Below are 23,557 nucleotides of genomic sequence, written 5' to 3'. Positions count from 1 at the left end.
GGAAATCCGTAGGGGGTACCGATAGCCGGGACGCGGGCCGTACCGGCACCCTGTGGGAGTGTGACCTCCGCTCCGCGCAGGAGCATGGATGTCTCAGCGGGCGGTGATCCGGCGTGGCCTCTGGAGGGGTGAGCCACCCCGGGTCACCGCCCCTTTTTCATGCTCGGCCAGGTCTGCTGTATCAATGGGTGAGATCTTCGGCCTGGAGGGAATGTGTCGGGTATCCATATAGTTAGCAAAGGTAATGACTCATGCTAACGAACACCCAAAAGATGGACCTGCGGAGCGACGCAGGCCTGGCTTCAGCTCTGCGCGTGTCACTGGCGCGGCTGACCAGGCGGCTACGACGACAGGCGACGGCGGCCTCGCTGACACCCACTCAGGTCGCGACGCTCGCCGCCGTGGAACGGCATTCCGCGATAACCCCCGGCGAATTGGCCGAGCTCGAGAAGGTGCAGCCGCCCTCGATGACCCGCGTGATCGCCGGGCTCGTGGAGCGAGGATTGCTCGCGCGTACACCGCACCCGACCGACCGGCGGCAAGTGACCGTGAGCGTGACCGAAGCCGCCTTGAAGCTCCTGAAGGAGGAGCGCAGGCAGAAAGAGGCTTGGCTGACGCAGCGGTTGAAGGAGCTGACGCCGGAGGAACGGGCGGTGCTCAGGCAGGCGGCCCCGATTCTGGAGAAGCTCAGCAAGATCTAGAACCTGAGGAACCCAGGACCGGGATGTTCCGGTCGCTCAGGAATCACAACTACCGGCTGTTCGCCTCCGGCAGCGCCGTCTCCAACCTCGGCGGTTGGATGCAGCGCACCGCCCAGGACTGGCTGGTGCTCGACCTCACGCACGGCAGCGCGGCGGCCCTCGGTACGGCTACCGCGCTCCAGTTCCTCCCGATGTTGCTGTTCGGCCTCTTCGGCGGCGTGCTCGCCGACCGCTACCCGAAGCGGCCCATCCTGGTCGTCGCTCAGTCGATCATGGCGCTGCTCGCGCTCGCCATCGGCATCCTGACCGTCACCGGCACCGCGCAGGTCTGGCACGTCTACGTGATGGCCTTCGCGCTCGGCCTCGTCTCCTGCGTCGAGGTGCCGACCCGGCAGACGTTCGTGGTCGAGATGGTCGGCCGCAAGGACCTGTCCAACGCCATCGCGCTCAACGCCTCGATCTTCAACCTGGCCCGCGTGGTCGGCCCGGCCGTCGCCGGTGTGCTGATCTTCATGCTGGGCGGGACCGGACCGATCTTCCTGCTCAACGCGCTGACGTTCGCCGGGGTGATCTCCAGCCTGATCTTCATGCGGAAGGCGGAGCTGAACCTCGCCGAGCCCGTCCCCAGGGCCAAGGGCCAGCTGCGCGAGGGACTGCGCTACGTGCTGGGCAAGCAGGAACTGCTGATGCCGATCCTGCTCATCGGGTTCGTGTCGATGTTCTCGCAGTCGTTCTCGATGTCGATCGCGCTCATGGCCCGCGAGGTGTTCAGCGCGGGCGCCTCGTCGTTCGGGCTGGCCTCCAGCATGTTCGCGGTCGGCGCGCTCGGCGGCGGGCTGCTGGCCGCGCGCCGCGCCAAGCCCAGCAGGAAGGTGCTGCTCACCGGCGCGATCAGTTTCGGGTTGTTCCTGGTCGCGGTCGGCGTGGCGCCCGTCTACCCGGTCTACCTGGCGCTGCTGGTCCCGGCCGGCATCGCGCTGATCACCGTCAACACCGCCGCCAACGCCAGCGTCCAGCTCGCCACCTCGCCGGAGATGCGCGGCCGGGTCATGGGCATCTACCTGCTCGTGTTCACCGGTGGCGCGCCGCTGGGGGCGCCGCTGGTCGGCCTGCTGTCGGAGTTCGGCGGCCCGAGAGCCGGAGTCATGCTCTCGGGTGCGCTGGTACTGGCCGGAACCGGCATGGCGCTGCTCATGACACGCATGATCGGCGCGCGCCGCAGGGTGGCGCTCGCCACGGCATGATGCCCGCATGAGGTTGTTCGCGGCTCTGGTACCGCCCGACGAGGTTCTCGACGAGATCGAGACGGCGATCGCTCCGCACGCCGGACAGGTACCGGGCCTGCGCTGGCCGGACCGCGCCACCTGGCACATCACCCTCGCGTTCTTCGGCGAGGTGCCCGAGCGCGTCCTGCCCGGCCTCCAGGTACGGCTGGCGCGCGCCGTAGCCCGCCACCCCGCCCTCGACCTGGCCTTCGACGGCTTCGGAGCCTTCTCGTCGGTACGCCGGGCCAGGGTCTTCTGGGCAGGCGTCACCGGCGCCTCGATGGCCCGCCTGGCCGACTCGGTCAAGGCCGGAGCCCGCCGGGCGGGCGCGGTGGAGACCGACGAGAAGCGCTTCCACCCGCACCTCACGCTCGCCCGCGCAAAGCACGAGCAGGATCTGAGCGCGCTGGTGGAGTCGCTGGCCGGATTCACCGGATCGCCGTGGCGGGCCGAGTCGGTCCGGCTGGTCAGCTCGACGCTGGGAGCCCAGGTGAGGTACGAGTCACTGGCCGAGTGGGCGCTCGCACCTCCGGAGCCCGGCTAGGCTCCACAATCGTGGACCGTCCCCGTTTCTGGCTCCTGCCCATCGTGCTCGGCCTTCTGCTGCTGATCGTCGTCGTCGGCGCGCTGGTCACCTGACCTACCAGGCGTAGTCCTCCGGCGCCGTCCTGTGCCCGGGGAAGATCTCGTCCAGGCCGGCCAGCGCCGCCTCGTCGAGCTTGACCTCCAGGGCGGGCAGACTGCTCTCGAACTGCTCCATCGTGCGCGGGCCGATGATTGGCGCGGCCACCGCGCGCTGCTTGAGCAGCCACGCCAGCGCCACGTGCGCGGGGTCGGCGCCCAGGTCGTCGCAGAGCTTCTCGTAGGCCTCGATCTTCTCGCGGTGCTTGTCGAGCTCGACGAGCATCCGCTCGGACGACGAGCGGCCCTTGTCGATCTTGCGCAGGATGCCGCCGAGCAGGCCGCCGCCCAGCGGGCTCCACGGGATCACGCCGATGCCGTAGTCCTCGGCCGCGGGCAGCACCTCCAGCTCGACCGCCCGGTTCAGCAGGTTGTAGTGGCTCTGCTCGCTGATCAGGCCCACGGAGTTTCTGCGCCGGGCGGCCTCCTGTGCCTTGGCCAGATGCCAGCCGGCGAAGTTCGACGAGCCGACATAGACGATCTTGCCCTGCTGCCGCAGGACGTCCATCGCCTCCCAGAACTCCTCCCACGGTGTGCCGCGGTCGACGTGGTGGGCCTGGTAGATGTCGATGTAGTCCGTCCGCAGGCGCTTCAGCGAGGCGTCGCAGGCCTTCCTGATGTTCAGGGCGGACAGCAGGCCGTCATTGGGCCAGTCGGTCATGCCGCCGTAGAGCTTGGTCGCGATGACGGTCTTCTCCCGGCGGCCGCCGCCCTGGGCGAACCAGTTGCCGACGATCGTCTCGGTCGCGCCCCGGCCAGCCGACTGGCCGTACACGTTGGCGGAGTCGAAGAAGTTGACGCCCGCCTCAAGGGCGCGGTCCATGATCGCGAAGGAGTCTTCCTCGGAGGTGAACGGGCCGAAGTTCATGGTGCCGAGGCACAGCGGGCTGACCTTGAGGCCGGAGCGTCCCAGGTTCACGTATTCCATGGACATCACCCTAGGTAGCTGGAGTGCACTCCAGGCTAGGATGACTTTCCGTCGTGATGGTGCTGCTTCGGTCCGCTGTTCCCCTGTTTCTGTCCATGGTGGCCGGGATGGTGGGTTCCCTGGTCGTCGCCGGCGCGCTCGGGCGGCACGCGCCCGTCACGCTGGCCGCCTTCGCCGTCATGACCGCCGTGCTCAACCCCGCCGCCACCGCCGTGGCCGGGGCGCTGCGCGGGCTGATGCCGTTCGTCGCGCCGCACAAGGACGACCCGGTACGCGCGGTGCCGATCCTGCGCGACGCGCGCTGGCTGACGCTGGCAGTCGGGCTCGCCGGGGCGCTGGCGGTGCTCGGGGTGCCGTTGCTGGCCGGTGCCGCGGGGGTGCCGCGGGAGATCGTGGCCGAGCTGGGGCCGCTGCCGTACCTGCTGGCGCTCGATCTGCTCGTGCTGGCGTCGAACGGCGGCGCCAACACGGTGCTCATCGCGCTCGGACGCGCGCGGCAGGTGCTCTGGTCCGGCCTGGCCAACACCACGACGGTGATCGTGCTGACGCTGGTCCTGGTGCCGCGCTGGGGGCTCGACGGGATGGGCGTGGCGTGGCTCGCGGCCGGGCTGGCCGGCGTGCTCGTCTCGAACGTCTGCCTGCGCCGCGCGCTCGGCCGTCCCGTCGGGCAGGCGCGCCCCCGGGTGGCGGAGATCCTCGCGCTGGCGCGGGTCAGCCTGCCGCTGGCGGGGACGGTGCTGGTCAAGTTCGGGGCGCTCGGGGTGGTGACGTTCGCCGCGACGCTGACGACCGTGCGCGAGGCCGCCGCGCACGCGGTGCTCGGGACGCTCACCGGGTTCACGTTCCTGGCGTCGCTGGCGGTGGCGCAGGCGGCGGTGCCGGAGATGGCGCGGGCCACGACCTCGGCCGAGGTGCGGCGGGTCAACCGGCGGGCGGCGGTGCTGGCCGTGAGCGCCTCGGCCGCGGGCGGGCTGGCGCTGCTGGTCTCCGGGCCGGCGCTGGCCGGACTGTTCAGCGAGGACCCCGGTGTGCGGGGGGCGGTGCTCGCGCTGGTGCCGTTGATGCTGCTGTCGTCGATGGCGGACGCGGCACAGGCCGTGCGGGGTTTCGGGCTGTCGGCGCTCAAGCGGGCCGGCGCCTCGCTGGTCTACTTCGCGATCGGGTACGGCCTGCTCGTCGCCGCGGCGGTGCCGGTGGCGCGGGTGTGGGGGATCACCGGGTTGTGGGTGGCCATGTTGGCGGTGAACGTCCTGCTTTATGCGTTGCAGAGCTGGGGGTTCCGCAAGCACAGTGCCCAGGTGGGGATGGCCGGGGCCGCGGAGCGGGCATGATGTCAGGGTGGGGGATGTCTGGATTAGGGCGATTGCCGTGACCGTGCTGGCCTGCGCGCTGCCTGCGGCGCCGGCGATGGCAGCGGCCGATGAGGCGGAAGAGAAGCTGTTCACCTTCCGCGACGCGCGGATCACGGAGTCGAGCGGGCTGGCGGTCTCGCCCACGCATGCCGGGATCTACTACACGCACAACGACAGTTCGGCCGCGGCGGAGTTCTTCGCGGTCGACGGGGCGGGCCGTACCAAGGCGGCCTTCAGGGTGTCGGGGGCGCAGGCGCGCGACTGGGAGGCTATGGCGGCCTCCAAGGACCCCGCGACCGGGCGCGGCGTGCTCTGGTTCGCCGACATCGGGGACAATCTGGACGGCGCCTGGCCGGACATCTCCATCTACAAGGTGATGGAACCCGCCTCGCTGAGAGACGCCACGGTGCCCGCGGTGCGCTACCGGTTCCGGTACGCCGACGGGGCCCGCAACGCCGAGGGGATCATGGTGAACCCCAGGACCGGGCGGTTGTCGGTGGTGTCCAAGGAGTTCACGGGGGCGGTCTACGAGGCGCCGCTGAAACTGCGGACCGGACGCGTGAACATCCTGCGCAAGGCCGCCGCCGCGCCCATGATGGCCACCGACGCGGCCTACGCGCCCGACGGGTCCTCCTATGTCGTGCGGACCTACTTCTCCGCCACGCTTTTCCGGCCTTCCGGCGACATCATCACCAAGATCTCGATGCCGCCGCTGGATCAGGCCGAGTCGATCGCGTACACGGCCGACGGCAAGGCGCTGCTGACCGGGTCCGAGGGGGCGCGCAGCCCGCTCTACCGGGTGCCGCTGCCGGAGCGGGCGCTGGCCTCGGCCGACTCCAGGCCGACGCCGTCGAAGAGCGACCCGTCGAAGAAGGCGTCGGTGGCGGCGGCCGAGACCGCCCAGGACGAACGCGGGCTGAGCGGCCAGGACATCCTGATCTGGCTGGCCGCCGCGCTCGGCGCCACCGCGGTCATCGCGGTGATCGCGCGCCGTAGCCGCTGATCTAAGCTGGACCACCCAGGTACGTCTGAGTACGTTCGCCCAGGCGTGGGGTTGACGTGCAGCGGCATCATTCTCACTATGCATCCTGATAGTGGGAAATTCCGGGTGATGGCGTGCCCGGACTGCGGGGCTCCGCTGGCCGGCACCCCGGGCGTCTGCCCGCGCTGCGCCCTGCCCCTGGCCGGGCCGACAGCGGCCGAGCTGTGGCGGGTCGACTCCGCCCTCGCCGACCTCAGGATGCGTGAGGCCGACCTCCACCGCCGCCGCGGCCACCTCCTCGGCCTGCTCCGCGAGGCACGGTCCAGGGCCCTGCGAGCATCCACGGCCGTGCCGGGCATACCGGTGGTTCCGGGCATGCCGGCCGTTCCGGGTGTGGCGGGCGTCCCGGTGGGTGCGCCCGGCGTATCGGGCACCCCGGGCACCCCGGGCATACCGGCGGGTTCGGCGGGTCGGCCGCCCATGCCGCCCATACCGCCCATACCGCCTGCGCCGGGGGCGCCCAGGTTGTCTGGGGGGCCGGGTGGGGCTGAGCCGGCGGAGGTTTCTCGGCGGACCGCGCAGAATCTGCTGCTGATCCTCGGTGGGCTCCTGCTGACCGTGGCGGCTGTGGTGTTCACCGTGGTCAGCTGGGGATACCTGGGCATCGCCGGGCGGGGCGCGATCCTGGTCGTGGTGACCGGGGTGGCGCTGGCCGTACCGGCGCTGCTGCTCAAGCGGGGACTGACGGCCACGGCCGAGACCGTCGGGGTGCTGGCGCTGGCGCTGATGGCGCTGGACGGGTACGCGGCGCACCGGGTCGGACTGCTCGGCGGGCTGTCGTGGGTCGACTACGGCGCGGGCGTGATCGCGGTCGTCGCGGCGGGGGCGGCCGTCTATGGCAGGGTGCTGCCGCTCCGGGTGGCGCCGATCATCGCGATCCTGCTCGCTCAGGTGCCCATGGTCATGTGGTTCGGTTCGACCGCGACCGGGACGGCTGCCGCGTTCACCGTCACCGCCCTGCTCGACGCCGCCGTCTGGAGCCGCGCCAAGCGCGTCGAGATCCGGGTGACGGCCGCGATCTGCCTGGGGATCAGCGCGCTCGTGGCGGTGTTCGTGGCCGCGGTCGAGTCGGTGGTGGGTGACCTGGTGTGGCCTCCGGCCGGGCTGCTGCTGGTGCTGGCGGCGGCGGGGATCCATGTCGGGATGCGGGTTGTTCCGCTGATGCGCTGGGCGCCGCTGGGGCTGGTGGGACTGGCCCTGATGTTCGCGCTGGGCTCGCCGGTGCGGCCGTTGCTGAACTCCTCGTGGCAACTGCTGCCGTACCCGCTGGCGGCGATGGTCGTCATGGTCGCGGCGCTGTGGCTGCCGGTCGTGATCCGGCGGGCCGGGGTGGTGTCCGGTGCGGTCATGGTCGTGCTGGGTGGGCTGCCGTTGGTGATGGTCGTGCTGAACGCGCTGCTCATGCCGTTCCGCAACGTGTCGGCGGTATGGGCGGGCACGCGATGGGAGGTCGCCCAGCTCGCCCTCGCTCGGCCGGGTGTCGTGTTCCTGGCCGTGGCGGCCGCGGTGTGCGTGGTGGCTGCCCGCCGGTGGAGTGTGCCGGCGGCGCGGGTCTCGGCTTCCGACCTCTCGGGGCTGGTGTTCGGGAGCGGGCTCGTTCTCGCGCTGCCGGCGTTGCTGGTGGTTCCGGCGGCCTTCGGGCTCGGGTACGCGGCCTCGGTCGGGGTGCCGCTGCTGGTCGCGGTGGCGCTCAGCGTGGCCGCGACCAGGTATCCGGCCGCTGCCTGGGGCGCCGGGACGGTGGCCGTGCTCGCGCTGACCGAGGGGCTGGCGGGAGAGGCGGCGACCTACACGGTGCTCGGCGTGCTCCTGGTGACCTGGGCCGTGCTGTACCGGCGTCCGGCCGCGCTGGCCGGCGCCGCGCTGAGCGGCTCGGGCCTGGTGTGGGCGGTCCTCTACGGGCTGGAGGTGGCGGTGCTCGACGCGGCCGCGCTCGGGTTCGCCGCCGGTGCGGTGCTCGCCCTCATCGGCTGGTACGGCACGCCCGAGCCGGCCGCTGAAGCGCAGGCCGGGGGTGCGCGGCAGGTTCCGGGGTTGAGGCTGGGCTGGGCGGTTGGGCGGGTCCTGGCCGTGGTGCTGGCCGGGGTGGCGGTGTTGCCGGTGGTGGACGTGGTGGTGCGGGGGGTGGCGAACTTCTCCGGGCTGCTCGACCCCTGGGGCGGGGCGCCTTCACTGCCGGAGGCTCGGTGGGCGGCGCTGCTCGCGGTCGTGCTCGCCGGGGCTGTGCTGGTCGCGGCGACCCGGCCCGCGGTCGCGGTGGTCGTGGCCGGGGTGCTGGTGGCGGTGGTGCCGGTGACGGTTCGCCTGCCGTACCAGGTGAGCTTGGGGTTGCTCCTGCTGGCCACGGCGGTGGCGGCGGTGCTCGCCGCGCGGCGCGCCACGGCGGGCGGGGAGTGGGTGCTCGCCGGTGACCTCGCGATCGGCGTGGCGGTGTGGCTCGGCGTGCTGTCCGTCGCGGGGGCGGCGGCAACGCAGACCGGGACGATCGTGACGTTGGCGACCCTGGCCGGGGTGGCGGCGGGCGCGAGTCTTTGGGGGCGGGGCGGGGTCGCCGGAGTGGCGCTGGCGAGTGTGCTGGCCGTCGCCGAGGTGGGCGTGGTCGCCGCCGCCCACGGCCTGCGTACGGCCAGCCTCGTCTGCGCCGGAGCGGGAGTCGTCGCGGTGGCGGCGGCGGCTTGGAAGCGGGTGCCGGCCATCGGGTATCTGGGGACCGGGTTCCTGCTGGTGTCCTCCTGGATGCGGTTGTGGGCGGAGGAGGTGACGGTGGTCGAGGCTTACACGCTGCCGTTCTCGCTGGTGCTGCTCGGGATCGGCTGGCTGCGGGGGCGGCAGGGGTCGTCGTGGAAGGCCTATGGGGCGGGGCTGTTGTTCACGTTCGGGCCGAGCCTGCTCGCCGAGCCGACGGCCCTGCGGTCGCTGCTGCTGGGGGCGGCGGCGCTCGCGGTCACCGTGGCAGGAGCCCGCCACCGGCTGCAGGCCCCGGCCGTGCTCGGCGCGCTGACGCTGGCCGCGGTGGCCGTCCGGGAGCTGGCGCCGTGGGTCGCCGGGCTGGTCACGGCGCTGCCCCGGTGGGTGCCCATCGCGGTGGGCGGCATGCTGTTGCTGGTGGTCGGCGCCACGTACGAGGCGCGCAAGCGCGACCTCGTCCGGCTGAAGGACGCCGTCGTCAAGCTCAAGTAGACGGATCAGGAACGGATGGCCGCGCCGACGTTCGGGGCTCGGGCGCGAGGGGCTGCTCGGGTGGCGGGGTTCTGGTACCGGTGGCTGCTCGGACGGCGGGGACGATTTCGGTGGCCCAGCGGGTCAGGGCTGTGGTCGCCGGGGTTCCGTCGGCGATGGGGAAGTAGGTGAAGCCCGCGGCGCCGTACTCCAGGACCGCGCTCGTGAGCTCCTCCACCCACTGCGCGACCGAACCGCCGCGCCAGCGCCCGCTCGCGTCGCGGGTGGCGGGCAGTGGCGCCGTGGTGATGCGACCGGGCAGGTTGTAGATCGTGGCGATGTCGCGTGGGTCGCGCCCGGCCTTGACGGCGGCCTCGTCGATCAGCGGGCGGGAGGTGGCCACGCGGTCGCTACGCCAGTCGGAGGCGTGGCCGGGGATCCAGCCGTCGGCCACTCGGCCGGTGACGGCCAGCGACTTCGGCCCCAGCGAGCCCGTCCAGATGGGCGGTGCCGGGACGGCCGCCGGGATCAGGTCGTTCACCCGGTAGAACTCGCCGTCGAAGGTGACCGGCCCGCCGCCGCCCGACAGCGCGCGTACCACCGTGATGGCTTCTTCCAGCGCCCGTACGGCCCGCGCCGGAGACAGCGGCTCGACCCCCAGCTTCTCGATCTCCCGCCACAGGCCACCGGCGCCCAGGCCCAGGGCGATCCGCCCGCCGGACAGCGCGGACAGGCCGGCGACGGTCCTGGCCAGCATGGGGGCGGGGCGGGTCGGGAGGTTGGTGACGTTGACGGCCGCGGTGACCGCGTTCGTGCGGCCGAGGATGACGCCGAGGGCGGCGTAGGCGTCCAGGCGGTCGTGGAGGTACGGGTGGTCGGAGACGGTGACCAGGTCGAGGCCCTCCCGATCGGCCTGTACGGCCTGGCCGATCAGCTGGTCGTCGTCCAGGCCGAAGCCGAACAAGGTCTTCATCGTGCCGCCTCCGCTCCGAGCAGGCCGAGGTAGGTGTCGAGGAACAGTTCGCCCTTGATGCCCACGGTGGCCTCGGCGCCGAGCACGCCCGCCTCGGGGGCGTAGGAGACGCCGCCGCGCGGGCCGAGCGGCAGCACGATGGCGTCCTGGGCGGGTTCGTAGGCGGTGAGGCTGGTCTGTCCGTCGATCAGGGCGCGGATGTTGGCGGCGGCCACCTCGGCGTGCCGCTGGGCGAAGCGGGCCATCTTCATCTCGGGCACGCTGGTGATGTCGCCGATCGCGAAGATCGTGTCGCTGCCGGGCAGGCGCAGCTCGGGGGTGACGTCGAGCCGGCGGCCGGGGACGAGGTAGCCGGTGTTGGGCGTGGCGCCGTAGCAGGCGAACCAGATGTCGGCGCTCAGTTCGGCGCCCGCCCGCGTGGTCGCGGTGAACGGCGCGGCGTGACCGGGCGCGGTCGGCGGCGGCTCGCTCAGCGAGGTGCCGAGCAGCAGTTCGACGCCGAGCGCGGCGAGCTGGGCACGCAGTTCCGCGCGGAACTCGGCGGGGAATTCTCCGGGCAGCAGCTCCGGGGCGGGATCCACGACGGTGACGTGCTTGTCCGGCCAGGCGGCCTTGATCTCCCCGGCGAACTCCAGCCCCACGGGCCCGGCGCCGAGCAGCAGCACGCGCGGGGCACGCGAGAGCGCCTCGTGCGTGGCCCAGAGCTTGGCGCGGGCGTCCACGCTGTCGTCCACGTCGAGCTTGGCCGGGTAGGTGTGGCGCGAGCCGGTCGCCAGGACCACGAAGTCGGAGGTGACCCGGTCGCCAGAACCGAGCTCCACGGCCGAGCCGAACATCCTGGCCGCCCGGTCGTGCCGGATCCGGCCCCGGGTCAGCAGGCCCTCGTACGGGATGAAAAGCCGCTCGGCCCACACCGGGTCGGTCACCGCGCGCAGTGCCGCGACGTTGTGGACGAAGGTGTCGCGGGGTTCGACCAGGGTGACGTCGGCCACGTCGTCCAGGGCCTTCGCGACGGTGATGCCCGCGTATCCGCCGCCGATCACGGTAACGGTCGCTGTCATGGAGTCCTCCAGAATGGTTCAGATTATGAACAGTTCTTATCATGAACCATAGAGGTGGTGGCAAGTGGGCTAGCCTGGGCCTGGAGGCGAGATGACCGAGATCGACGTGACCGAGACCAGGGAGCTGGCCACGGCCCTGGTGGGTCTGTCGCACCATGTGCTGCACATGTTCAACGACATCGGGCGGGGGCACGACCTCACCGCGCAGCAGACGGAGCTGGTGTGCGCCGTGATCGTCCGGGACCGGGTGCGGATGAGCGATCTGGGCAAGATCATGCATCTGGAGAAGTCCAACCTGAGCGGGCTGGTCGACCGTACGGAGAAGCGGGGCCTGATCGTACGCAGGCGCGATCCCGGGGACCGGCGCGTGACCTACGTCGAGCTCACCGACGAGGGACGCCGGGTGGCGGTGAGCACCCACTGCGAGGTCACCAGGCGGCTGAACCAGCTCGTCGCCCAGATCCCCGCCGAGGACCAGCGCAGCCTCACCGTGGTAGTCGAGAAGATCACCGAGTCCTGATATATAACAGTGCTGTTGTATCTTGGGATGATGTTTCCTGAGATCGAGCCCTATGACCATGGCCACCTCGACACCGGCGACGGCAACCTCGTGTACTGGGAGGCCTGCGGGAACCCCGGCGGCAAGCCCGCGCTCGTCGTGCACGGCGGCCCCGGGTCCGGATGCTCGCCGAACATGCGCCGCGGGTTCGATCCGGAGCGCTACAACATCATCCTGTTCGACCAGCGCAACTGCGGGCGCAGCCGTCCCCTCGCCGCCGACCCCGCGACGGACCTGACCGCCAACACCACCCAGAACCTCATCGCGGACATGGAACGGCTGCGCGAGCACCTCGGCGTGGACACGTGGCTGCTGTACGGCGGTTCGTGGGGATCCACGCTGATCCTCGCCTACGCGCAGGCACATCCCGAGCGGGTGTCGGCGATCGTCATCGTGAGCGTCACCATGACCCGCCGCTACGAGATCGACTGGCTGTACGACGGCGTCGGCCGCTTCTTCCCCGAGCAGCGGGCCCATTTCCGCGCGGGCGCGCCGGAAGGCGCCTCCGGCGCCGTGCCAGAACTACTGGCCGCCTACGGACGGCTCATGGCCGACCCCGATCCCGAAGTGCGGGCCAAGGCCGCGGTCGACTGGACGACGTGGGAGGACTCGGTCATCTCCCTGGAGCCGAACGGCAAGCCGAACGCCTACTCCAACCGGCCGTCCGAGGCGCTGCTGACCTTCGCCCGGATCTGCGCGCACTACTTCTCCAACGGGGCCTGGCTGGAGGAGGGCGCCCTGCTCCGGGACGCGCCCAAGCTGGCCGGGATTCCGGGAGTGCTGATCCACGGGCGCTTCGACCTGGGGTCGCCGCTGGAGAACGCCTGGCAGCTGGCCCGCGTGTGGACGGATGCCCGGGTGGTCGTGGTGGAGGACTCCGGTCACACCGGCAGCTCGACCATGCAGGCAGAGGTCCTGTCCGCTCTGAACTCCTTCGCCTCCTGACCCACACTCCCGTCTCGGTTCTGGGTCGGTTGTGGCGCGCTCCGCCAGGGGTCAGCGGGGGCGGCGGAGGGTGGCGGTGAAGGTTTCGCCGCGCAGGGCCCGTTCCACCGCGTCGATCGCGCGGGACAGGCGGACCAGGCGGGGGCCCTCCTCGCGGTACACGTCAAGGACGGCCTCCACCGCGTGCGGCGGCAGGTGGCCCTTCAGGTCGACGGCGGCGCCGCGGTAACCGGCGCGAGCCGCCTCAATGGCCGAGTCGACGTGGTGGGCCGCCATCCTGGCCAGCGCGATCGGGTGGCGGCGCAGCACCTCGTGCGCCCGGTAGTCGGGCGGGACGGCGTCGAGCAACCAGGCCACGGCCGAGGTCTCCCAGTCGGGCACGCTGGGCGGTCGGACCTCGGCCGGCCACTCGGGCGGGACATACATACCGCCATCGTACTCATGTTCGAGTGTCCGTCCATGGAGGCGGGGCCTGTACGGCGAACCAAGTAAGCGCTAGCTTGCGAAGCATGCGTGTCTTGGTGACCGGCGCCTCGGGATTCGTCGGCTCGTACGCGGTCGCCGCGCTCCTCGGTGAAGGCCACGAACCCCACATTTTCGTGAGAAATCCGGAAAAGGCGGCTCGTGTCCTCCGCCGCCTCCGTCTCACCTCCGAAGCCTCTGACCTCCCCACCCACGTCGGCGACATCCGCGACGCCGGAGCCGTCCGCGCCGCCCTGTCCACCTGCGAGGCCGTCCTCCACGCCGCCGCCGACATGGGCGTCACCGGCCACGCCGCCGACCTCGAAGGCGCCAACGTCGTCGGCCTGAAGAACGTCCTCGGCCAGGCGGTGGAGCTGGGCCTGGACCCGGTCGTGCACGTCTCCACGGTCGCCGTCTTCGTCCCGCCCGCCGAGCCCGTCATCACCGTGGACACCCCGCTGGCCGGCCCGCGCAACGGCTACGGCCGTTCCAAGGTGAGCGGCGAGCTCTACGCCCGCGGCCTCGACGGCGTCACGATCGTCTACCCGGGCGGCGTCGCGGGCCCGCACCAGCCGACGGTCGACGCGCTCAACGAGGGCTTCCGCGCCGGCGTGGCCCTGGGCTGGCCGATGGTGCCGGGCGGGGTGAGCGTGCTGGACGTACGCGATCTGGCGCTTTTCCTCGCCCGCTGCATGACGCCCGAAAAAGGCGCACGACGCTACATGATCGGCGGAAATTTCCGGACCTGGCGCCAACTGGCCGACCTCTGCGAACAGCTCACCGGCCGCAAAGCGCGCAGGTTCCCGATCCCCGCCGCCCTCCTGCGTACGGCCGGCTCCGCCCTCGACGTCGTCAAACGCGTCAAGCACGTGCCCTACCCGCTCACCCGCGACGCCGCCGACTTCATGCTCACGCTGGTCCCGACCGACGACCGCCCCGCGCTGAACGAACTCGGCGTCACCCTCCGCCCAGTGGAAGACACCGTTTCGGATACATTGCGCTGGCTGTCGGCCGAAGGCCACCTGAACGTCCGAAGAATCGGCAGACTAGCCCCGTGACGGAGAAGATTGGGGTCGTCGGCGCCGGCATCCTGGGCCTGGCGGTGGCCAGAGAGCTCGCCCTGGTCAGGGGCGCCGAGGTCACCGTGCTCGACAAGGAGCACCAGGTGGGCGTCCATCAGACCGGCCACAACAGCGGCGTCGTGCACGCGGGCATCTACTACCCTCCGGGTTCGCTCAAGGCCCGGCTCTGCCGCGAGGGCGTGGCCATGCTCCGGGCCTACTGCGTCGAGCACGGCCTGCCGTACGAGGAGGTCGGGAAGCTTGTCGTGGCGGCGGGCCGGCACGAGCGGCCGGGACTGGCCGCGCTGGCGGCCCGCGCCAGGGAGAACGGCGTGCCCGGCATCACCGAGCTCGACGCGCTCGCGCTGCGCGAGATCGAGCCGCACGCGGTCGGGGTGGCCGCGATCCACTCGCCGCACACCGCGATCGCCGACTTCCCCGCCGTCGCCCGCCGCCTCGCCCAGGACGTGAGCGAACACGGAGGTTCGGTACGGCTGGCGCACCCGGTCAAAGCCATCAGGGAACGGGCGGGAAAGGTCGAGGTCCTGGCCGCCGGGCGCGTCTTCGCCTTCGACCGCCTGGTGGTGTGCGCGGGGCTCGGCACCGACGCGGTGGCCGCCATGGCCGGCCACCGGGGCGACGTACGGATCGTCCCCTTCCGCGGCGAGTACTACGCGCTGGCCGGATCGGCCAAGGACCTGGTCAGAGGCCTGATCTACCCGGTTCCCGACCCCAGGTACCCGTTCCTCGGCGTCCACCTGACCCGGCACATCGACGGCGAGGTCCTCGTCGGCCCGAACGCCGTGCTGGCCCTTGCCTACGAGGGCTACACGTGGCGCGACGTCCGCGACGCCCGGCGCATCCTCACCTGGCCCGGCACCCTGCGCATGGCCAGGAGACACTGGCGCACCGGCGTCAAGGAGGTCTACGGCTCGCTGGTCAAGCAGGCGTTTCTCGACGCCGCCCGCCGGTACGTCCCCGCCCTGACCGCCGCCGACCTGGAGCGTGCGCACGGCGGCGTCCGCGCCCAGGCCGTCGCCCGGGACGGCGCGCTGGTCGATGACTTCGTGGTCGATGTCCACGACAGGGTGGTTCTGGTGCGTAACGCACCGTCTCCTGCGGCCACGTCGAGTCTGGCCATTGCGCGGCATATCGCGGGAGTTGTTCCAGCACCCATCAGCTGAGTGCATCCTTAGGGGTGATGGAATCACGCCTGCTGATCGTCGAGGACGACGCCAACATCCTCGACCTCCTCGCCGCGAGCCTGAAGTTCGCGGGCTTCGACGTCCTGACCGCCAGGGGCGGCCACGAGGCGGTCGCCGCCGTGCAACGGCACCGCCCCGACCTCATCGTGCTCGACGTCATGCTGCCCGACATGGATGGGTTCGACGTGGTGAAACGGCTGCGGAGCGGCGGCGCGGCCACTCCGGTCGTCTTCCTGACGGCGCGTGACGGCACCGAGGACAAGATCCGCGGGCTGACCCTCGGCGGCGACGACTACGTGACCAAGCCGTTCAGCCTCGAAGAGGTGATCGCGCGCATCCACGCGGTGCTCCGCCGTACCAGCGCGCAGTCGCCGCCGCCGCGGCTCACCTTCGCCGACATCGAGCTCGACGAGGAGAGCCACGAGGTGTGGCGCGGCGGGCGGCTGGTGCCGCTGTCGCCGACGGAGTTCAAGCTTTTGCACTACTTCATGACCAACGCCGGACGGGTGCTGTCCAAGCCGCAGATTCTCGACCACGTCTGGGACTACGACTTCAGAGGCGAGGTCGGCATCGTGGAGTCGTACGTGTCGGTGCTCCGGCGCAAGATCGACAAGGGCAATCCGCGGCTCATCCACACCCTGCGCGGGGTCGGCTACGTCCTGCGTCTGCCACCGGGGCCCTGATGCGCGGGCTGCCACTGAGGATAAAGCTGATCGCCGCGATGCTCGCGCTGCTCGGGCTCGGGCTGACGTTCATCGGCGTGATCAGTGTCTCGGTGCTGCACCGCTACCTCATCGACCGGGTCGACGGCCAGATCATCCTGCTCAGCCAGCGGGTCCAGAACAAGCTCCGGCACGACCAGTTGGACAAGGCGCGCAAGGGGCTGCTCATCGAGTCCGACACGATCGTCATGGTCCGGCGGCCCGATGGGCGGCTGGCGCCGCCGTACACCAATGTCAGGGAAGTCGACCTCAAGTCCAAGCCGGGGCCGACGGCGGTCGTGGGAGCGCCCGTCACCGTGCGGGCGATCAGCGGCGAGGGCGAGTGGCGGGTGCTGCGCACCAACAGTCCCTACGGCGAGGCGACCGTCGCCGTGGACCTGTCGGAGGTCCGCGACATCACCCGCCGCCTGGTGCTGATCGAGTCGCTCGGCGGCGGCGGCATCCTGCTGATCCTCGCCGTGGTCGGCGTCGCGCTCGTGCGCCGCAGCCTGCGCCCGCTCGTCGTCATCGAGCGTACGGCCGGCGCCATCGCGGCAGGCGAGCTGAGCCGCCGCGTGCCCGACGGCGACCCGCGTACCGAGGTCGGCAGGCTCGCCAGCGCGATCAACGGCATGCTGGCCCAGATCGAGTCCGCCTTCACCGCGCGCTCCGCCTCCGAGGCCGCCGCCCGGCGCTCGGAGGACCGCATGCGGCAGTTCGTCGGCGACGCCTCCCACGAACTGCGCACGCCGCTGACCTCCATCCTCGGCTACGCCGAGTACTCCAGGCAGAACCCCGGCGCCGACCCGGCCGAGATGATGCGGCGCGTGGAGAAGGCGGCGGGCCGCATGAGCCTGCTCGTCGACGACCTCCTGCTGCTGGCCCGCGTCGACCAGCAGCGGCCGCTGCAGATGCGGCCCGTGGACATGCTCGCGCTGGCCGCCGACGCCGTGCACGACGCCCGCATCCTCGCGCCCGACCGCAACGTCAAGCTGGACGTCGTCGGCGACGCCGCGCTGATCGTCTCCGGCGACGAGGTACGGCTGCGCCAGGTCGTCGCCAACCTCATGTCCAACGCCCTGCACCACACGGAACCCGGCACCCCGGTCGTCGTCAGGGCGGGAGCGGGCAGGATCACGGCGTTCGTCGAGGTCGCCGACCAGGGCCCCGGGCTCACGCCCGAGCAGGTCGAGCGGGTCTTCGAACGTTTCTACCGGGCCGACTCCGCCCGCTCCCGCCGCTCCGGCGAGGACCGGGGCAGCGGGCTCGGCCTGGCCATCGTCCGCGCGCTCGTGCATGCGCACGGCGGCGACGTGCTGGTCAGCAGCACGCCGGGCGCCGGCTCGGTCTTCAGGGTGGAACTCCCACTCGACTTGGAGTGACTCTTCAGCTTTCCCTAAGGTCGCTCGGGCACCCTGTGGCTGTGAGTACCCCAGAGGCCCTGATCATGGTGGTGGACGACGAGCCCAGCATCAGGGATCTGCTCTCCGAGAGCCTGCGCTACGCCGGGTTCGAGGTGCTGACCGCCGCCGACGGCAGGGAAGCCGTCGAGATCGCCGAGCGCTCCTCGCCCGACCTCGTCGTGCTGGACGTGATGCTGCCCGACCTCGACGGGTTCGAGGTGGCGCGGCGGATCGAGGCGCCCGTGCTGTTCCTGACCGCCAGGGACGCCACGGACGACAAGATCACCGGGCTGGCCGTGGGCGACGACTACGTGACCAAGCCGTTCTCCCTGGAAGAGGTCCAGGCCAGGATCCGGGCGGTGCTGCGCCGTACCCGGGGAGAGATCACGCCGCCCAAGCGGCTGCAGGTCGGCGACCTCGAACTCGACGAGGAGACCCGCGAGGTGTGGCGGGGCGGGCAGAGCGTGCACCTGTCGCCGACGGAGTTCAAGCTGCTGCACTACTTCATGTCCAACGCCGGGCGGGTCGTGTCCAAGGCGCAGATCCTCGACCACGTGTGGAGCTACGACTTCGGCGGCGACACCGGCGTCGTCGAGTCCTACGTGTCCTACTTGCGGCGGAAGATGGATGACACCGAGCCGCGGCTCATCCACACGCTGCGCAGCGTCGGTTACGTGCTGAGGGAGCCGTCGGCCGGTTAGCGTGTCCTCATGGAACTGGTGAGCGCATTAGAGTCACTGCGCCGCCGTCTCGACCGCGAGCTCTTCCCGCTCGCGATCGGGCAGGCGGCGGCCGATCGGCTCGCGCTCAAGGAGCTGACCGGCCAGCTCGACGACTACCTGCTGCCGCGGCTGCGTTCGATCGACGCGCCGCTGCTGACCGTCGTCGGCGGCTCCACGGGCGCGGGCAAGTCCACGCTGGTCAACTCGCTGGCCGGCGCCGACATCGCCGAGCCCGGCGTGCTGCGGCCGACCACGCTCGTGCCCACGCTCGCGGTCAGCCCCGCCGACCACGCCTGGTTCATGGGCCAGAACGTGCTGCCCGGACTCTCCCGCGCCACCGGCGACAGTCCCGGCGCGCTGCGCGTGGTGACGGTGGACACGCTGGTCCCCGGCCTCGCGCTGCTCGACGCGCCCGACATCGACTCCGTGGTCACCGCCAACCGGCAGCTCGCCGCCCAGCTTCTCGCCGCCGCCGACCTCTGGCTCTTCGTCACGACCGCCGCCCGCTACGCCGACGAGGTGCCCTGGAGCTTCCTGCGTTCGGCCCGCGACCGGAGTACGGCTCTCGCCGTCGTCCTCGACCGGGTCCCGCCCGAGGCCATGACCGCGGTCTCCGCCGACCTGACCCGCCTGCTCGACGTCAACGGGCTGGCCGGCGCCAAGCTCTTCACCGTGCCGGAAGCCGTGCTGCCCGACGAGAAGGCGCGGCTGCCGCAGGAGTCGGTGCGCCCGATCGTCTTCTGGCTCACCGAACTGGCCGCCGACGCCGCCGAGCGTTCCCGCATCGTGCGCCAGACGCTCTCCGGCGCGCTCGACAGCCTGGCCGCCCGCGTGCCAGCCCTCGCCGACGCCGTCGAACGCCAGCAGGAGGGCTTCACGGCCCTGCGCTCCATCGTCACCGCCGCCTACGCGGGCGGCATGGCCGACTTCGACGCCGGCATGCGGGACGGGTCACTGCTGCGCGGCGAGGTGATGGCCCGCTGGCAGGACTTCATCGGGACCGGCGACCTGATGCGCTCCCTGGAGAGCCGGGTGGGCCGGCTGCGCGACCGGATCGTCGGCTTCTTCACCGGCAAGGCGCACACGACCCAGCTGCGCGACGCCCTGGAGAGCGGCGTCGAGGCGCTCATCAGGGGCGCCGCCGACGGGTCGGCGGAACGGGCGCTCGAAGGCTGGTCCGCGGCGCCCGGCGGCCCCGGCCTGCTCGACCGGGTCGGCGCGGTCGAGGCCGCCAGACTGGGACGGGCCTCCTCCGCGCTGGGCGCCGCCGCGGAGAAGGCGGTGCGCAGCTGGCAGGACTACGTCCTCGACCTGGTGCGGCAGGAAGGCGCGGCCAAGCGGACCACCGCGCGGGTCGCCTCCTTCGGCGTCAACGGGGCGGGGGTGCTGCTGATGCTGGCGGTGTTCGCCTCCACCGGAGGGCTGACCGGGATCGAGGTGGGGATCGCGGGAGGGACGAGCGTACTGTCGCAGAAACTGCTGGAGGCCATCTTCGGTGACCAGGCGGTCCGTACCCTGACCACCAAGGCCAGGGAGGACCTGCGCGACCGCGTCCAGGCCCTGCTCGACGCCGAGTCCGCGCGCTTCACCGACCTCCTGGCCGAGGCCGAACCCCCTCCCGACACGGCCGGCGCCCTCAGAACCGCCGCCGCCGACATCACCGCCCACCGAAACGACCTGCCCGCCGCCGGAGGTGAGGAGGGGTGAAACTGCTGCGCCGCGGACCGTCCCTGGACGATCGGCTCAACGCCCTGCTGGAAGCGGCCGACCTGGCCGGGGGACGGCTGCCCGCCGACGTCGTCGCCGCCGCCCGGGAGGTCGCGCATCGGGCCGGCGTACGGCGGAGCCTGTCCGTCGACCACACCGTCGCCGCCCTCGCCGGAGCCACGGGCAGCGGCAAGTCGTCGCTGTTCAACGAGCTGACCGGCGCCGAACTCGCCACCGTCGGCGTCACCCGCCCCACCACCTCCACCGCCCAGGCCGCGTTGTGGGACGGCGACGGGGCCTGGCCGCTGCTCGACTGGCTGGAGATCCCCCGCCGCCACGCCGTCGCCGCCGACACCGGAATGGCCGGGCTCGTCCTTCTCGACCTGCCCGACCACGACTCCATCGAGCTCGGTCACCGGCTGGAGGTGGACCGGCTGGTCGAGGTGGTGGACCTGCTGGTGTGGGTGCTGGATCCGCAGAAGTACGCGGACGCGGCGGTGCACGAGCGCTACCTCAGGCCGCTGGCCAGGCACCGGGAGGTGATGGTCGTGGTCCTGAACCAGATCGACCGGCTGCCGCCGGCGGCCGTCTCGCGCTGCCTCGCCGACCTGCGGCGGCTGCTCGCCGACGACGGTCTGGACGGGGTGCCGGTGCTGGGGGTGTCCGCCCGCACCGGGGCCGGGCTGCCCGAGCTCCGCGCTCTGCTCGGTGAGAAGGTGGCGGCCCGGCTTTCCTGGGCCGGCCGCCTGTCCGCGGACGTCGCCACCGCCGCCGACGCGCTGGCCGCCACCGGCTCCGGCGCGGTGGAGGTTTCCGGGCGGCTTTCCGGCGGGGTGTCCAAGGCGCTCACCGCCGCGCTGGGTGCGGCGGCCGGGGTGCCGTTGGTGGTCGACGCGGTGGGCAAGGCGCACCGGCATCGGGCCGTGGTGGCGACCGGGTGGCCGGTGACGCGGTGGGTCCGGCGGTTCCGGCCGGATCCGTTGCGGCGGTTGCGGATCGGGGTGTCGTCCGCCGCCACCGGAGAGATCGTGGGGAAGACTTCGCTGCCTGAGGCATCGGCCGTGCAGAAGGCGCAGGTGGAGACCGCGATCAGGGACGTCGGCGAGGCCGCGGCCGACGGGCTGCCCGGGGTCTGGGCGGCGGCGGTACGGCGGGCTGCGCGGTCGCGGGCGGGGGAGCTGGCCGACGCCCTGGACAAGGCGGTGTCCATCACGTCGCTGCGTGCGGCCCGGCGGCCTCGGTGGTGGCGGGCCGTGGGGGCGGTGCAATGGGTGGTGTTCGCGGCGATGGCGGCCGGGGCGCTGTGGCTGGGCGTTCTCTTCGGCCTCGGCTACCTGCGGCTGCCTGAGCCGCCGACGCCCACGGTGCTGGAGGTGCCATGGCCGACGGTGCTCCTGGTGGGGGGTGCGCTGGCCGGGGTGCTGGTGGCGTTGCTGTCCCGGGTGGCGGCGTGGATCGGCGGGCGGCGGCGGGCCCGCGGAACCGCCAAGGCGTTGCGCGCGGCGGTGGGAGAGGTGGCCAGGACCGACGTCCTGGACCCGGTGACCACCGAACTCGACCGCTACACCGCCTTCACCACCGCCCTGACCCAAGCTCGCCGGTAGCCTCACCCACCCGGACGGCGTGACCAGGCCCCCTGCCGGGTCACGCGAGGGGCTGAGGCGCGGCTCGCGTGGTCTGGTTGTGTGGCCGGGCCGGGGGTTGTGCGGGGTGGCTCTTACCGGGCCCTGGCCGAGGGGCTAGCGGGGGGTGAAGGCGATGGGCATGTGTTTGATGCCGTTGATGAAGTCCGAGCGCATACGCCGTACCGGGGCCGTGTGGTTGGCGGCGGGGAAGCGGCGGACGAGTTCGCGGATCATGCAGGTGATCTGCAGCCTGGCCAGGTTGGCGCCGAGGCAGAAGTGGGGGCCGCCACCGCCGAACGTCACGTGGTCGTTGGGCGTGCGCCGCAGGTCGAGGAGGTGGGCGTCGGGGAAGACGGCCTCGTCGTGGTTGGCGGAGGCGTAGAACGTGACGACCTTTTCGCCCTCCCGGATCGGCCGGCCGGAGATCTCGGTGTCGGCGGTGGCGGTGCGGCGGAAGTTGTGGATGGACGAGCCCCAGCGCAGGAACTCCTCGGTCGCGCTGCGCCACAGCGCCTCGTCGCCCAGTCCGGCGGAGAGTTCGCGGTAGGCGGCGGGGTGGTCGATGAGGGCCTTCATGGCGTGGGAGATGAGGTTGCGGGTGGTCTCGTTGCCCGCGACGCACAGGATGACGAAGAAGGAGTCGATCTCCTCCCGGGTCAGCCGGTCGCCGTCCACCTCGGCCTGGACCAGCGCGGTCAGGATGTCCTCGCGCGGCCGGGTGCGGCGCTCGTCCACCAGCGCGTCGCAGTAGGCGAAGATCTCGGCCGCCGCGATCTCGCCGTCCTCAGGGCTAGTACGGAAGTCGGGGTCCTGGAAGCCGACCATGCGGTTCGACCAGTCGAAGATCAGGTGGTGGTCGCTCTCCGGGACGCCGATGAGGTCGCAGATCATCTGCAGCGGCAGATACTCCGCGACGTCGGTGACGAACTCGACCTCGCCGCCGCGTTCCAGCACGTCGTCGGCGATCCGCTCGGCCCTCGCCTGCACGGTCGCCGCCAGCTTGCCGATCATCTTCGGCGTGAACCCGGCGCTGACCAGCCGCCGGTAACGGGTCTGCTTCGGCGGGTCCATGTTGAGCAGGGTCAGCTTGGCGATCTCGATGAACTCGGGCGACTGCGTCCTGATGAACGTCGTGCCCAGTTCGGTGGACCACGTCTTGGCGTCGCGGCTGATGGCCTTCACGTCGTGGTAGCGGGTGACCGCCCAGAAGCCGGTGTCGTCGGGGACGTCGTGCCAGTAGACGGGCGCGTTGCGGCGCAGGTAGGCGAACTGGTCGTGGGGGACGTGGCGTTCCCAGGTGTTCTCGAGCAGGTCGATGCGCATCGGGCTCCCTTGTGGCGCGGGGGATCGGGGCCTGGTTTCCGGTACGGCGGGCCGTACCGGATGAGGGGGTCAGAAGCCGAGCAGGTCGCGCAGGGCGAGCACCACGGCCGCCCGCTCCACGGCGGGCGGGTCGAGGCGGTGCTGTACCGCGCAACCGATGAGTAACCCGAGCACGGCCACGGCCGTCTGCTCGGGCGATCGCCTGAGCGGTACGCCCGCGGCCGCCGCCCAGTCGGACAGCCCCTCGGCTAGTCGGGCACGGATGTCGGCGTAGCGCCTGGCCAGCGGTTCGCCGATGTGGGGATCGCGCGCGCCGTGCAGCCACAGCTCCAGTTCGAGCAGGAGCCATGCCGCACCGCGATCCGGTTCGTCACGGGTGAGGACGTCGAAGAGGGCGGCCAGCCGGTCGTCGAGTTCGGTGATCTCCTCGAACCCGGCGAGCAGGTCGGCCGCGGTCTGGTCCTTCCACGCCTCCAGCAGGGCGAGCAGGAGACCTTCCTTGCCGCCGAAGTGGTTGTAGAGGGCGCCGGTGGTCCGGTCGGCGGCCTCGGCCACCGCCTCGGCGGAGACGGCGTGGAACCCCTTTCTGGCGAAGAGGTCGGCGGCGGCGTCGATCAGCCGGGTACGGGTCTCGGCCCGTCGCTGATCCTGGGTCGCCACGCTGACACCTCCGGTATATCGA

At 71.7% G+C, this 23,557-nt stretch carries 21 protein-coding genes; 15 read left to right on the top strand and 6 right to left on the bottom strand.

What is annotated here, in order from left to right; all coding sequences use genetic code 11:
• Positions 1-251 precede the first annotated feature (251 nt).
• The 3 genes from ACIBI5_RS48590 to thpR are packed head-to-tail and all read left to right on the top strand — an operon-like array spanning position 252 to position 2,510.
• Complete coding sequence (locus ACIBI5_RS48590) at positions 252-701, top strand: MarR family winged helix-turn-helix transcriptional regulator (RefSeq protein WP_184972061.1); 450 nt, start codon at positions 252-254, stop codon at positions 699-701.
• A 23-nt stretch (positions 702-724) separates the two neighbouring features.
• A complete protein-coding gene (locus tag ACIBI5_RS48585) occupies positions 725-1,945 on the top strand; it encodes an MFS transporter (protein ID WP_397257714.1) in 1,221 nt (406 codons plus the stop codon).
• A 7-nt stretch (positions 1,946-1,952) separates the two neighbouring features.
• Complete coding sequence (gene thpR, locus ACIBI5_RS48580; RefSeq protein WP_397257712.1) at positions 1,953-2,510, top strand: RNA 2',3'-cyclic phosphodiesterase; 558 nt, start codon at positions 1,953-1,955, stop codon at positions 2,508-2,510.
• Positions 2,511-2,606: 96 nt separating this feature from the next.
• Here thpR and ACIBI5_RS48575 read toward each other — a convergent pair whose 3' ends face one another.
• The gene (locus ACIBI5_RS48575; RefSeq protein WP_397257710.1) at positions 2,607-3,575 is read right to left on the bottom strand and encodes an aldo/keto reductase; all 969 of its coding nucleotides are present in this window, start codon (positions 3,573-3,575) and stop codon (positions 2,607-2,609) included.
• Between the two features lie 107 nt (positions 3,576-3,682).
• On the opposite strand from ACIBI5_RS48575, the gene ACIBI5_RS48570 reads away from it, so the two are divergent.
• From ACIBI5_RS48570 to ACIBI5_RS48560, 3 genes are all read left to right on the top strand, one after another.
• Positions 3,683-4,906 (top strand): polysaccharide biosynthesis C-terminal domain-containing protein, encoded by a 1,224-nt coding sequence (locus ACIBI5_RS48570; protein WP_397257708.1) that lies wholly within the window; start codon positions 3,683-3,685, stop codon positions 4,904-4,906.
• Positions 4,907-4,943: 37 nt separating this feature from the next.
• Positions 4,944-5,930, top strand: coding sequence for a hypothetical protein (locus ACIBI5_RS48565; protein WP_397257706.1), 987 nt, complete (start codon positions 4,944-4,946; stop codon positions 5,928-5,930).
• A gap of 78 nt (positions 5,931-6,008) precedes the next feature.
• Positions 6,009-9,149 carry an SCO7613 C-terminal domain-containing membrane protein gene (locus tag ACIBI5_RS48560; RefSeq protein WP_397257704.1) on the top strand — a complete coding sequence of 1,047 codons (3,141 nt, stop codon included), beginning with the start codon at positions 6,009-6,011 and terminating at the stop codon, positions 9,147-9,149.
• Here ACIBI5_RS48560 and ACIBI5_RS48555 read toward each other — a convergent pair.
• Both ACIBI5_RS48555 and ACIBI5_RS48550 read right to left on the bottom strand, forming a co-directional pair.
• Entirely contained in the window at positions 9,142-10,101 is a 960-nt protein-coding gene (locus tag ACIBI5_RS48555; RefSeq protein WP_397257702.1) for an LLM class flavin-dependent oxidoreductase, read from the bottom strand. The genes ACIBI5_RS48560 and ACIBI5_RS48555 overlap by 8 nt on opposite strands.
• Positions 10,098-11,162, bottom strand: coding sequence for an NAD(P)/FAD-dependent oxidoreductase (locus tag ACIBI5_RS48550; protein ID WP_397257700.1), 1,065 nt, complete (start codon positions 11,160-11,162; stop codon positions 10,098-10,100). Before ACIBI5_RS48550 ends, ACIBI5_RS48555 begins: the two co-directional genes overlap by 4 nt.
• Positions 11,163-11,253: 91 nt before the next feature.
• On the opposite strand from ACIBI5_RS48550, the gene ACIBI5_RS48545 reads away from it, so the two are divergent.
• Positions 11,254-11,682 (top strand): MarR family winged helix-turn-helix transcriptional regulator, encoded by a 429-nt coding sequence (locus ACIBI5_RS48545; protein ID WP_397257698.1) that lies wholly within the window; start codon positions 11,254-11,256, stop codon positions 11,680-11,682.
• 27 nt (positions 11,683-11,709) lie between these two features.
• A complete protein-coding gene (gene pip, locus ACIBI5_RS48540) occupies positions 11,710-12,666 on the top strand; it encodes a prolyl aminopeptidase (protein WP_397257696.1) in 957 nt (318 codons plus the stop codon).
• A 51-nt stretch (positions 12,667-12,717) separates the two neighbouring features.
• Here the strand turns inward: pip and ACIBI5_RS48535 are convergent, their stop codons facing one another.
• The gene (locus tag ACIBI5_RS48535) at positions 12,718-13,092 is read right to left on the bottom strand and encodes a hypothetical protein (RefSeq protein ID WP_397257694.1); all 375 of its coding nucleotides are present in this window, start codon (positions 13,090-13,092) and stop codon (positions 12,718-12,720) included.
• 83 nt (positions 13,093-13,175) lie between these two features.
• On the opposite strand from ACIBI5_RS48535, the gene ACIBI5_RS48530 reads away from it, so the two are divergent.
• The 7 genes from ACIBI5_RS48530 to ACIBI5_RS48500 all read left to right on the top strand — a co-directional run bounded on the left by ACIBI5_RS48530 (position 13,176) and on the right by ACIBI5_RS48500 (position 21,531).
• Positions 13,176-14,186 (top strand): NAD-dependent epimerase/dehydratase family protein, encoded by a 1,011-nt coding sequence (locus tag ACIBI5_RS48530; RefSeq protein WP_397257692.1) that lies wholly within the window; start codon positions 13,176-13,178, stop codon positions 14,184-14,186.
• A complete protein-coding gene (gene lhgO / locus ACIBI5_RS48525) occupies positions 14,183-15,373 on the top strand; it encodes an L-2-hydroxyglutarate oxidase (RefSeq protein WP_397257690.1) in 1,191 nt (396 codons plus the stop codon). The genes ACIBI5_RS48530 and lhgO overlap by 4 nt, the downstream gene beginning before the upstream one ends.
• A gap of 17 nt (positions 15,374-15,390) precedes the next feature.
• Positions 15,391-16,077, top strand: coding sequence for a response regulator transcription factor (locus ACIBI5_RS48520; RefSeq protein WP_397257688.1), 687 nt, complete (start codon positions 15,391-15,393; stop codon positions 16,075-16,077).
• Complete coding sequence (locus ACIBI5_RS48515) at positions 16,077-17,477, top strand: sensor histidine kinase (RefSeq protein WP_397257686.1); 1,401 nt, start codon at positions 16,077-16,079, stop codon at positions 17,475-17,477. The genes ACIBI5_RS48520 and ACIBI5_RS48515 overlap by 1 nt, the downstream gene beginning before the upstream one ends.
• A 65-nt stretch (positions 17,478-17,542) precedes the next feature.
• Complete coding sequence (locus ACIBI5_RS48510) at positions 17,543-18,199, top strand: response regulator transcription factor (RefSeq protein WP_184972393.1); 657 nt, start codon at positions 17,543-17,545, stop codon at positions 18,197-18,199.
• Positions 18,200-18,208: 9 nt separating this feature from the next.
• Positions 18,209-19,927, top strand: coding sequence for an ABC transporter (locus ACIBI5_RS48505; RefSeq protein ID WP_397257684.1), 1,719 nt, complete (start codon positions 18,209-18,211; stop codon positions 19,925-19,927).
• Positions 19,924-21,531 (top strand): GTPase, encoded by a 1,608-nt coding sequence (locus ACIBI5_RS48500; protein WP_397257682.1) that lies wholly within the window; start codon positions 19,924-19,926, stop codon positions 21,529-21,531. Before ACIBI5_RS48505 ends, ACIBI5_RS48500 begins: the two co-directional genes overlap by 4 nt.
• Before the next feature lie 135 nt (positions 21,532-21,666).
• Here ACIBI5_RS48500 and ACIBI5_RS48495 read toward each other — a convergent pair whose 3' ends face one another.
• Both ACIBI5_RS48495 and ACIBI5_RS48490 read right to left on the bottom strand, forming a co-directional pair.
• A complete protein-coding gene (locus tag ACIBI5_RS48495; RefSeq protein ID WP_397257680.1) occupies positions 21,667-22,875 on the bottom strand; it encodes a cytochrome P450 in 1,209 nt (402 codons plus the stop codon).
• A gap of 69 nt (positions 22,876-22,944) precedes the next feature.
• On the bottom strand, positions 22,945-23,535 hold the full coding sequence (locus ACIBI5_RS48490; protein ID WP_397257678.1) for a TetR/AcrR family transcriptional regulator: 591 nt from the start codon (positions 23,533-23,535) through the stop codon (positions 22,945-22,947).
• Positions 23,536-23,557: the final 22 nt, after the last annotated feature.

This window comes from Nonomuraea sp. NPDC050540 (assembly GCF_044457485.1).
Taxonomy (GTDB): domain Bacteria; phylum Actinomycetota; class Actinomycetes; order Streptosporangiales; family Streptosporangiaceae; genus Nonomuraea.
This window is presented reverse-complemented; position numbering and strand designations above follow the sequence as displayed.

Excerpts from the sequence above, each read along its gene's own strand:
- ACIBI5_RS48590 (WP_184972061.1), top strand. The coding sequence starts at position 252 with ATGCTAACGAACACCCAAAAGATGGACCTGCGGAGCGACGCAGGCCTG.
- ACIBI5_RS48585 (WP_397257714.1), top strand. The coding sequence starts at position 725 with ATGTTCCGGTCGCTCAGGAATCACAACTACCGGCTGTTCGCCTCCGGC.
- thpR (WP_397257712.1), top strand. The coding sequence starts at position 1,953 with ATGAGGTTGTTCGCGGCTCTGGTACCGCCCGACGAGGTTCTCGACGAG.
- ACIBI5_RS48575 (WP_397257710.1), bottom strand. The coding sequence starts at position 3,575 with ATGGAATACGTGAACCTGGGACGCTCCGGCCTCAAGGTCAGCCCGCTG.
- ACIBI5_RS48570 (WP_397257708.1), top strand. The coding sequence starts at position 3,683 with ATGGTGGGTTCCCTGGTCGTCGCCGGCGCGCTCGGGCGGCACGCGCCC.
- ACIBI5_RS48560 (WP_397257704.1), top strand. The coding sequence starts at position 6,009 with ATGCATCCTGATAGTGGGAAATTCCGGGTGATGGCGTGCCCGGACTGC.
- ACIBI5_RS48555 (WP_397257702.1), bottom strand. The coding sequence starts at position 10,101 with ATGAAGACCTTGTTCGGCTTCGGCCTGGACGACGACCAGCTGATCGGC.
- ACIBI5_RS48550 (WP_397257700.1), bottom strand. The coding sequence starts at position 11,162 with ATGACAGCGACCGTTACCGTGATCGGCGGCGGATACGCGGGCATCACC.
- ACIBI5_RS48545 (WP_397257698.1), top strand. The coding sequence starts at position 11,254 with ATGACCGAGATCGACGTGACCGAGACCAGGGAGCTGGCCACGGCCCTG.
- pip (WP_397257696.1), top strand. The coding sequence starts at position 11,710 with ATGATGTTTCCTGAGATCGAGCCCTATGACCATGGCCACCTCGACACC.
- ACIBI5_RS48535 (WP_397257694.1), bottom strand. The coding sequence starts at position 13,092 with ATGTATGTCCCGCCCGAGTGGCCGGCCGAGGTCCGACCGCCCAGCGTG.
- ACIBI5_RS48530 (WP_397257692.1), top strand. The coding sequence starts at position 13,176 with ATGCGTGTCTTGGTGACCGGCGCCTCGGGATTCGTCGGCTCGTACGCG.
- ACIBI5_RS48520 (WP_397257688.1), top strand. The coding sequence starts at position 15,391 with ATGGAATCACGCCTGCTGATCGTCGAGGACGACGCCAACATCCTCGAC.
- ACIBI5_RS48515 (WP_397257686.1), top strand. The coding sequence starts at position 16,077 with ATGCGCGGGCTGCCACTGAGGATAAAGCTGATCGCCGCGATGCTCGCG.
- ACIBI5_RS48510 (WP_184972393.1), top strand. The coding sequence starts at position 17,543 with ATGGTGGTGGACGACGAGCCCAGCATCAGGGATCTGCTCTCCGAGAGC.
- ACIBI5_RS48505 (WP_397257684.1), top strand. The coding sequence starts at position 18,209 with ATGGAACTGGTGAGCGCATTAGAGTCACTGCGCCGCCGTCTCGACCGC.
- ACIBI5_RS48495 (WP_397257680.1), bottom strand. The coding sequence starts at position 22,875 with ATGCGCATCGACCTGCTCGAGAACACCTGGGAACGCCACGTCCCCCAC.